The 250-nt window shown below is 69.2% G+C and carries 1 pseudogene; it reads right to left on the bottom strand.

Annotated features, from left to right (window positions below):
* Nucleotides 1–250 (bottom strand): annotated as a pseudogene (locus tag AC5RUW_RS16645) (hypothetical protein); the annotation flags it as partial.

The following is a 250-nucleotide window of genomic DNA, read 5'->3' as shown; positions in this document are numbered from 1 at the left end:
CCGTACTGCTGCTGGGCTGTGGGGTCCGCCGGCTGTCCGTACTGCTGCTGTCCGTACTGCTGCTGGGCTGTGGGGTCCGCCGGCTGTCCGTACTGCTGCTGTCCGTACTGCTGCTGGGCTGTGGGGTCCGCCGGCTGTCCGTACTGCGGCTGTCCGTACTGCTGCTGGGCTGTGGGGTCCGCCGGCTGTCCGTACTGCTGCTGTCCGTACTGCTGCTGGGCTGTGGGGTCCGCCGGCTGTCCGTACTGCT

The organism is Arthrobacter sp. Y3222053, from assembly GCF_059092805.1.
The sequence above is the reverse complement of the archived record's forward strand: the minus strand, read 5'-3'. Positions and strand labels throughout refer to the sequence as shown.